The sequence below is a fragment of the Sphaerisporangium flaviroseum genome (genome assembly GCF_039537005.1).
In the GTDB taxonomy this organism is placed as follows: domain Bacteria; phylum Actinomycetota; class Actinomycetes; order Streptosporangiales; family Streptosporangiaceae; genus Sphaerisporangium; species Sphaerisporangium flaviroseum.
The window spans coordinates 111,719-120,519 of record NZ_BAAAZR010000032.1 but is presented as its reverse complement, the minus strand read 5'-3'; the positions used below and the strand labels follow the sequence as shown (position 1 = coordinate 120,519).

8 protein-coding genes are annotated in these 8,801 nt (G+C 70.5%); all 8 read right to left on the bottom strand.

From position 1 onward, the window contains the following. Nucleotides 1–408: 408 nt before the first annotated feature. Nucleotides 409–1,677 (bottom strand): tyrosine--tRNA ligase, encoded by a 1,269-nt coding sequence (tyrS, locus tag ABD810_RS31145; RefSeq protein WP_344948705.1) that lies wholly within the window; start codon nt 1,675–1,677, stop codon nt 409–411. Nucleotides 1,678–1,798: 121 nt separating this feature from the next. Beyond that, the gene (locus tag ABD810_RS31140) at nt 1,799–2,479 is read right to left on the bottom strand and encodes a DNA-3-methyladenine glycosylase (RefSeq protein ID WP_344948689.1); all 681 of its coding nucleotides are present in this window, start codon (nt 2,477–2,479) and stop codon (nt 1,799–1,801) included. Further along, nucleotides 2,461–3,924: an argininosuccinate lyase gene (argH, locus tag ABD810_RS31135; RefSeq protein WP_344948685.1), complete on the bottom strand. Its 1,464-nt coding sequence runs from the start codon at nt 3,922–3,924 to the stop codon at nt 2,461–2,463. The genes ABD810_RS31140 and argH overlap by 19 nt, the downstream gene beginning before the upstream one ends. 59 nt (nt 3,925–3,983) lie before the next feature. Beyond that, complete coding sequence (locus tag ABD810_RS31130) at nt 3,984–5,183, bottom strand: argininosuccinate synthase (protein ID WP_344948681.1); 1,200 nt, start codon at nt 5,181–5,183, stop codon at nt 3,984–3,986. Nucleotides 5,184–5,237: 54 nt separating this feature from the next. Beyond that, on the bottom strand, nt 5,238–5,753 hold the full coding sequence (locus ABD810_RS31125) for an arginine repressor (protein ID WP_344948677.1): 516 nt from the start codon (nt 5,751–5,753) through the stop codon (nt 5,238–5,240). Next, a complete protein-coding gene (gene argF, locus ABD810_RS31120; protein ID WP_344948673.1) occupies nt 5,750–6,670 on the bottom strand; it encodes an ornithine carbamoyltransferase in 921 nt (306 codons plus the stop codon). The genes ABD810_RS31125 and argF overlap by 4 nt, the downstream gene beginning before the upstream one ends. Continuing rightward, nucleotides 6,667–7,893, bottom strand: a complete 1,227-nt coding sequence (locus ABD810_RS31115) for an acetylornithine transaminase (protein WP_344948670.1) — start codon at nt 7,891–7,893, stop codon at nt 6,667–6,669. The genes argF and ABD810_RS31115 overlap by 4 nt, the downstream gene beginning before the upstream one ends. Beyond that, nucleotides 7,890–8,798: an acetylglutamate kinase gene (argB, locus tag ABD810_RS31110; protein WP_344948665.1), complete on the bottom strand. Its 909-nt coding sequence runs from the start codon at nt 8,796–8,798 to the stop codon at nt 7,890–7,892. Before argB ends, ABD810_RS31115 begins: the two co-directional genes overlap by 4 nt. Nucleotides 8,799–8,801: the final 3 nt, after the last annotated feature.

Here is an 8,801-nt window from a genome sequence, read left to right as displayed (position 1 = left end):
GTAACCACCTCAAACCACCACAAGTTCAGCGCCACCCCGTCGCCAGGGCAACCCGTCTAGCTTACTCGGCTGTCCCTCCGATGTCCAGTCGAACCAGTGAAAAGTTCGACTTGATCTCGTACGGGCAACACCATAGAGCCGGATCCTCCGTCAGAGACGGCGAATCCGAGAGCGTGTCTCCGGGATGCCCGGGAGCCAGGCGCCTGTTCAGGCAGCCCGTCGTTCCCTGGGGCGAAGAGAACATTAGGCGGCGTCCGGGTGTCCGTCAAATCGCTACGGCCGCCGATCGCGCAGCTCAGCCCCGGGCAGGCCAAACTCTCGCCGATCCGCTACAGGACTGTTACCCGATATGCCTCCGGCCCCTGGCGGCAGACGCCTGCCAGGGGCCGGAGAAGGGAACGGGAGACGCTAGCCGGCGACGACCTCGACACCGCCGACCGAACGCTTGCCGCGCCGCAGCACCAGGAACCGCCCGTCCAGCAGGTCGCCGGCGGCCGGGATGTACGCCTCGTCGGTGATCTTCACGTTGTTGAGGTACGCCCCGCCCTCCTTGACGGCACGCCGCGCGGCCGACTTGCTTTCGACCAGCCCGCTCTCGGCGAGCAGATCGATGTACGAGGCGCCGAGCGCGGGAACCGTGACCTTGGGCACCTCGACCAGCGCGGACGCGAGGGTTCGCCCTGGCAGCTCCTCCAGCGAGCCCTGGCCGAACAACGCCGCCGAAGCGGCGATGACGGCGGCGCACTCATCGGCGCCGTGCAGCAGTGTCGTGAACTCCTCGGCGAGCGCTCGCTGGGCCTCACGCGCCGCCGGGCGCTCCGAAGCGCTCTTCTCCAGCGCCTCGATCTCGTCCCTGGACCGGAAGCTGAAGATCTTCAGGAACTTCACGACGTCGCGGTCGTCCGAGTTGAGCCAGAACTGGTAGAACGCGTACGGCGAGGTCAGCTCGGGGTCCAGCCAGACGGCCCCGCCGGCGGTCTTGCCGAACTTGGTGCCGTCGGCCTTGGTGATGAGCGGCACGGTCAGAGCGTGCACGTGCCCGCCCTCGACCCGGCGGATCAGGTCGCAACCCGCCGTGATGTTGCCCCATTGATCGCTGCCGCCGATCTGCAGCGTGCAGCCGTACCTGCGGTACAGCTCCAGGTAGTCGTTGGCCTGCAGGATCTGGTAGCTGAACTCCGTGTAGCTCAGCCCCTCCCCCGCCAGGCGCGCCGAGACCGACTCGCGGGCCAGCATGCGGTTCACCGGGAAGTGCTTGCCGACGTCACGCAGGAAGTCGATGGCCGACAGCCCTTGGGTCCAGTCGAGGTTGCTGGCCAGGACGGATCCGGAGTCGTCGGAGAGGTCGATGAACTTCTCGACCTGGACGCGGATGCGCCGCACCCACTCGGCGACGACCTCGGCCGAGTTGAGCGATCGCTCCTCGCTCTTGCCGCTGGGGTCGCCGATGAGGCCGGTCGCGCCGCCGACCAGCCCGATGGCCCGGTGACCGGCCCGCTCGATGCGGGTCAGCGTGAGGAGGGGGACGAGGTTGCCGACGTGAAGCGAGGGCGCGGTCGGGTCGAACCCGCAATAGACCGTGATCGGACCCGCGGCCATCGCCGCCCTCAGGGCGTCGATATCGGTGGACTGCGCGATCAGGCCGCGCCACGCAAGGTCATCGAGGATGTCGGTCACGATCCTGGCCTTCATGGTTGGTACGACGGATGAATGTACGGCTTTCGCCTGCCTTACAGCCTGCCCGATCATCGCCCCACTCCGCCACTTGAAAGCCGCAGGGTGAGCAGGCACCCCGGGGTCAGCTCGGCCTGGTCTTGGGCACGTGCTTACGGTATGGCGAGACGGTGGGGTCCCCCTCGATCCAGAAGCGCCACGGGGTGTCGGCGGCGGAGGAGACGCCGGTACGCGGGCCCGAACGGATCAAGGTGGGATCCACAGGGTCCCCTTCCAGCACCCGCAGCTCCGCCGAACCTGAGCCGGATTCGACCCCTGGTCCCGATTCCGAGCAGCAGTCGAGGCCGTTGTGCTCCCGCCCGAGGCCCAGCGCCACGGCAAGCCGTGCGGGGCCGCGCGCGAGGTCGCGCTCGTGGATCGTACGGTTGCGGCCGGTCAGCGGCGGGGTCGTACTGGGCCGGTGGCGACGTGTGCGGGCCACCTCCACCCCCTCGATCACCTCGCCGGCGCGCAGCAGCACACCCGAGCCCATCCCCTCGGGCAGGCAGACCAGGTTGACGCAGTAGTGCATGCCGTAGGTGAAGTAGACGTACAGGTGGCCGGGCGGCCCGAACATGACGGAGTTGCGGGGAGTGCGCCCCCTGTAGGTGTGGGACGCCGGGTCCTCCCCCGGCGGGCCGTACGCCTCGACCTCGGTCAGGCGCACGGCGACCGGCCCGTGCACGAGGACGCGCCCGAGCAGGCCGGGCGCCGTCTCGAAGGAGGGCCGGTCGAAGAACTCCCGGTCTAGGATCCGCTCGCCCACGCTGCCTGACCATCGACGATATCGCGGAGGGCGACGAGCTGGTCGCGGACCCGGTCCGGCGCGGTGCCGCCGAACCCCTTGCGCGACGCGAGGGCGCCCTGGACGTTCAGCACGTCGAGCGCGCCCGGCACACCGCCTTCGTCCCCGGGGACCACGACGCCGCCAGGGCCCTCCGCGAAGTGCGGGGAAATCTTGGCGAGGTCCTCTTCGGTGAGCTTCTCGAAGGTGGTGTCGTTGACCTGGCACCACACGACGAGGTGGCCGACCGCCTCGTGGGCGTCACGGAACGGCACGCCCTTGCGCACCAGCAGCTCCGCGAGGTCGGTGGCCAGGGCGAAGCCCTCGGGCGCCGAAGACTCAAGGCGGGCGGTGTTCACCCGCATGGTGGAGACCAGGCCGGACACCGCGGGCAGGACCAGCAGCAGGGTGTCGACGGCGTCGAACACCGGCTCCTTGTCCTCCTGCAGGTCGCGGTTGTAGGTGAGCGGCAGGCCCTTGAGCGTGGTCATCAGCGACACCAGGTCGCCGATGAGCCTCCCCGCCTTGCCACGGGCCAGCTCGGCGACATCCGGGTTCTTCTTCTGCGGCATGATCGACGAGCCCGTGGAGTACGCGTCGTCCATCTCGATCCAGTGGAACTCCTGCGAGGCCCACAGGACGATCTCCTCGCCCAGCCGCGACAGGTGGACACCGATCATCGCCGCGCAGAACAGGAACTCGGCCGCGAAGTCGCGGTCGGCGACGGCGTCCATGGAGTTGGGCGCGGCGGAGTCGAAGCCCAGCTCCTCGGCGACCGCCTGGGGGTCGAGGGGCAGGGACGACCCGGCGAGCGCGCCCGCGCCGAGCGGGGAGACGGCCGCGCGACGGTCCCAGTCGCGCAGCCGGTCGATGTCGCGGGCGATCGGGTGGACGTGCGCGAGGAGCTGGTGCCCGAACGACACCGGCTGGGCGTGCTGCAGGTGGGTCATGCCCGGGGCCGCGGTGGACGCGTGCTCCTCGGCCTGGCTCATCAGCGCGGTCTCCAGCTCGACGAGCCGGGACACGATGTACCTGACGTGGTCGCGGAGGTAGAGGCGAAGATCGGTGGCGACCTGGTCGTTGCGGCTGCGACCGGCGCGCAGTTTGCCGCCGAGCGACCCAAGACGCTCCAGGAGCCCGCGCTCCAGCGCGGTGTGGACGTCCTCGTCGGCCACGGTCGGCCGGAAGTCTCCGGCCTTGCAGGCCTCCTCGAGGTCGTCGAGGGCTCCGATCATGCGTTCGAGCTCAGCCGCGCTGAGCAGCCCCGCGCGGTGGAGGACCCGGGCGTGCGCGCGCGAGGCGAGCAGGTCGTACGGTGCGAGCCTCCAATCGAACTGCACGCTGACCGAAAGGCGCGTCAGCGCGTCCGCCGGACCGCCCTCGAACCTGCCACCCCAGAGCCGCATGGGCTTGCCACCCTCAGCCACCGTTCTCCTCTTCCCCAGATCCAACGCTCAATCCGCGACCATAGCCCAAACATGCCCTGTCAGCCGAGACGACCGTCCCGGGCAGCGGCGATCTTGGAGGGCAGGCTCCAGAGCTGGACGAAGCCCTTTGCCAGGGACTGGTCGAAGGCGTCGCCCGTGTCGTAGGTCGCCAGCGAGAAGTCGTACAGGGACGCCTCGGACCGCCGGCCGGTCACGACGGCGCGCCCGGTGTGCAGGGTCATGCGGATGTCGCCGGACACGTACTTCTGCGTGTCGGCGATGAAGGTGTCCAGCGCGTGCTTGAGCGGAGAGAACCACAGCCCGTCGTAGACGAGTTCGCCCCAGCGCTGGTCGACCGAGCGCTTGTAGCGGGCCAGGTCGCGCTCGACGGTGACGCTCTCCAGCTCCATGTGCGCGGTGATCAGCGCGATCGCGCCGGGAGCCTCGTACACCTCGCGGGACTTGATGCCGACGAGCCGGTCCTCGACCATGTCGAGCCGTCCGACGCCATGGGCGCCGGCGCGCTGGTTCAGCTCGTCGATGATCTGGAACGGGGTGAGCGGGCGCCCGTCCAGGGCCACGGGCACGCCCGACCGGAAGGAGATCAGAACCTCGTCGGCCTCACGCGGCCGGGCCGGATCGGAGGTGTAGGAGTAGACGTCCTCGATCGGGGCGTTCCAGATGTCCTCCAGGAACCCGGTCTCGACGGCCCGGCCCCAGATGTTCTGGTCGATGGAGTACGGCGACTTCTTGCTGACGTCGATCGGCAGGCCCTTCTCCTCGGCGAAGGCGATGGCCTTGTCGCGGGTCCAGGCGTAGTCACGGGCGGGGGCGATGACCTTCAGGGCGGGGTTCAGCGCGGCCAGGCCGGCCTCGAACCGGACCTGGTCGTTACCCTTGCCCGTGCAGCCGTGCGACACGTGGGTGCCGTTGAACCGCTCGGCGGCCGCGACCAGGTGCTTGACGATCAGCGGCCGGGACAGCGCGGAGACCAGCGGGTAGCGGTCCATGTAGAGGGCGTTGGCCTGCAGGGCGGGCACGCAGAAGTCGGCGGCGAACTCCTCGCGCGCGTCGACCACGACCGACTCGGCCGCGCCGCAGTCGAGCGCCCGCTTCCGGATGACCTCCATGTCCTCACCGCCCTGGCCGACGTCGACGGCCACGGCGATGACCTCGGCGCCGGTCTCGTCGGCGAGGAAGGGGATGGCCACGGATGTGTCGAGGCCCCCCGAGTAGGCGAGTACCACCCTGTCGGTCATTGCTCTGCTCTCCAAAGGAAGAAGTCTCTGTACGACGTGCCGGGAACGCCCGCCTCACGCGGGCTGACTACGTCGATCCGTCAGCTTGAGCAGCGACTCCGCGAGAACGGCTCCGCCCGCCGGATCGCGGCTGATCACCAGGATGGTGTCGTCCCCGGCGACCGTGCCGAGGATCGACTCCCAGTCGGCGTGGTCGAGGGCGGAGGCGAGGAACTGCGCCGCGCCCGGGGGTGTCCGCACGATCACCAGGTTCGCCGAGGCCTCGGCGGAGACCAGGAGCTCCTCGGCCACCCGCCGCAGCCGGGACGCCGGGGTCTCGCCCGCGCCCATGCGCGTCAGCGGGATGCGCGCGCCGCCCTCGCCCGGCAGCGCGTACACCAGTGAACCGTCGTCGGCCCGCAGCTTCAGCGCGCCGAGCTCGTCGAGGTCGCGGGACAGCGTCGCCTGGGTCACCTCGACCCCGCTCTCGGCCAGCAGCCTGGCCAGCTCCGGCTGCGACTTGACCTTGTGGCGGTTGACCAGGTCGGCGATCTTCGAAAGCCTGCCGGCCTTGGTCAGTGGGACGGTCATCGGGCCACCAGCCACTGGAGCAGGGCCTTCTGGGCGTGCAGGCGGTTCTCCGCCTGGTCCCACACCGCGCTGCGTGGGCCGTCCAGCACCTCGGCGGTGATCTCCAGGCCGCGGTAGGCGGGCAGGCAGTGCAGCACGGTCACGTCGGGGACCGCCGCGGCGACCAGCCCGGCGTTCAGCTGGTAGGGCATGAGGGCGGCGACCCGCTCGTCCTTGCCGTCCTGCCCCATCGACACCCAGGTGTCGGTGGCGAGGACGTGGGCGCCGCGGGCAGCCGCGACCGCGTCCGACAGCACCGTGACCGAGCCGCCGGTGGACGCGGCGATCTCGGCCGCGCGTCCGAGTATCAGCGAGTCGGGGTGGTAGCCGGCGGGCGCGGCGATGCGGACGTGCATGCCCGCGGTCGCGCCGCCGAGCAGGTAGGAGTGGGCCATGTTGTTGGCGCCGTCACCGAGGTAGGTGAGCGTCTGCCCGGCCGACGTGCCGCGCCGCTCCCGCACGGTCAGCAGGTCCGCGAGGACCTGGCAGGGGTGGAACTCGTCGGTCAACGCGTTGACGACGGGCACCGACGCCACCGCGGCCATCGCCTCCACCCGCTCCTGGCCGAAGGTGCGCCAGACGATCGCGGCGACCTGCCGTTCGAGGACGCGGGCGGTGTCCTCGATCGGCTCCCCCCGGCCCATCTGGGAGCTTCCCGCGTCGATGATCAGCGGCTGGCCGCCGAGCTCGGCGATGCCGACCGCGAAGGAGATGCGGGTGCGGGTGGAGTGCTTGTCGAACAGGACGGCCACGGTCATCGGCCCCGCGAAGGGGTGGTAGCCGTACCGGTCCTTCTTCATCGCCATGGCCAGATCGAGCACCTCGGCCTGCTCCGCCGGGCTCAGGTCGTCGTCCCGAAGGAAGTGCCGGACGGTCACGGGGTCACCTCCGCGAGGATCGCGGGGAAGGCCGCGAGGAAGGTCTCGACCTGCTCGGCGGTGATCACCAGCGGTGGCGCGATCCGTACGGCGTCGGGCTGCACGGCGTTGACCAGGAATCCGGCGCGCTGCGCTGCGGCCTGCACGTCGGCGGCGCGATCGGCGGTGAGCACGACGGCCAGCCACAGTCCCCGGCCGCGCACGCCGGAGACCAGCGGGTGGTCGATGGCGGCGATGCCGTCGGCGAGCAGCTTCCCGACGGTGCGGACATGCTCCAGCAGGCCGTCACGCTCGATGGTGTCCAGCACCGCGCGGGCCGCCGCGGCGGCGACCGGGTTGCCGCCGAACGTGGAACCGTGGTCCCCCTTGGCGAACATCGTGCCGGCGTTCCCGAAGCCGACGCAGGCGCCGACCGGCATGCCGCCGCCCAGGCCCTTGGCCAAGGTGAGCACATCGGGGACGACACCGTCGTGCTGGTGGGCGAACCAGTGCCCGGTGCGGCCGATCGCCGACTGGATCTCGTCGAGCACCAGCAGCGCCCCGGTGGCGTCGCAGATCTCCCGGACGGCGGTGAAGTAGCCGTCGGGCGGCGGGACGACCCCCGCCTCGCCCTGGGTGGGCTCCAGGAAGACCGCCGCGCAGTCCGGCGTGACGGCCTGCTTGAGCGCGTCGGCGTCCCCGTACGGGACGAAGCGCACGTCGGCCGGGAACGGCCCGAACTGGTCGCGGATGGAGGCCTTGCCGGTCAGGGACAGCGCCCCCAGCGTGCGGCCGTGGAAGCTGTTCTCGGCGGCGACGAAGTACTTCCTGCCGGTGTTCCTGCCGTAGCTGATGGCGAGCTTGAGCGCGCACTCGTTCGCCTCGGTGCCGGAGTTGGCCAGGAAGACGCGGCCCGGGGCCTTCAGCAGGCCGAGGAGGCGTTCGGCCAGCAGCACCTCGGGCTCGTTCACGAACAGGTTGGAGGTGTGGGCCAGCGTCGCCACCTGCCGGGACACGGCCTCCACCAGCGCGGGATGCGCATGGCCGAGCGAGCTCACCGCGATGCCCGCGATCAGGTCGAGGTAGCGCCTGCCGTCGGCGTCCCAGAGATGGCAGCCCTCGCCCCGCACCGGCACCACGGGGGGAACCCCGTAGTTGGGCATGAACGCGGCCTCGAAACGCTCCCTGAGCGAGCCGGCGCTCGCGGCGAGCACGTCCGCGCCCGTACCAGTCGCACCGGTCATGACTCCTCCTGCGGTAACACCATGGTCCCGATCCCCTCGTCCGTGAAGATTTCGAGCAGCAGCGCGTGCGGCACCCTGCCGTCGAGCACGTGAGCCTGGGCGACGCCCCCCGTGACGGCGGTCAGGCACGCCTCCATCTTGGGCACCATGCCGCTGGACAGGCCAGGCAGGAGCTTGGTCAGTTCGGTGGCCGTCACCCTTCTGATCACCTCGGAGCCGGAGGTGTCCCCCGAGGCCGGCCACTCGGCGTACAGGCCCTCGACGTCGGTCAGCACGACGAGCTTTCCTGCGTTCAGCGCCACCGCGAGCGCCGCGGCGGCGGTGTCGGCGTTGACGTTGTAGACCTCGCCGTCGTCGCCGCGCGCGATGGAGGACACGACCGGGATGTGCCCGTTGTCGATCAGCGCCCGCACGGCGCCCGCCTCCACCTTGACGATCTCGCCGACCTGGCCGATGTCGACCTTCTCCCCGTCCACCTCGGCGTGCTTGCGCTCGGCGGTGAACAGGTGGGCGTCCTCGCCTGACATGCCGATCGCGAACGGCCCGTGCCGGTTGATCATGCCGACGACATCGCGGTTGACCTGGCCGACCAGCACCATGCGCACGACCTGCATCGCCTCGGGGGTCGTCACTCGGAGCCCGGCCGTGAAGCTGCTCTCGATGCCGAGCCTGTCGAGATGGGCGTTGATCTGCGGGCCGCCGCCGTGCACGACGACGGGCTTGAGACCGGCGTGCAGCAGGAACACCATGTCGTCGGCGAAGCTCTCGCGCAGCGTCTCGTCGGCCATCGCGTGGCCGCCGTACTTCACGACCACGGTCTGGCCACGGAAACGCTCCAGCCAGGGCAAGGCCTCGATGAGCACGGCCGCCTTGGCGTGCGCCTGGGAGCCGGGTCCCGCCCTCAAGCC

Coding starts and splice junctions, on each gene's coding strand:
- ABD810_RS31130 (WP_344948681.1), bottom strand. CDS start 5,183: ATGACCGACAGGGTGGTACTCGCCTACTCGGGGGGCCTCGACACATCC.
- ABD810_RS31125 (WP_344948677.1), bottom strand. CDS start 5,753: ATGACCGTCCCACTGACCAAGGCCGGCAGGCTTTCGAAGATCGCCGAC.
- ABD810_RS31115 (WP_344948670.1), bottom strand. CDS start 7,893: ATGACCGGTGCGACTGGTACGGGCGCGGACGTGCTCGCCGCGAGCGCC.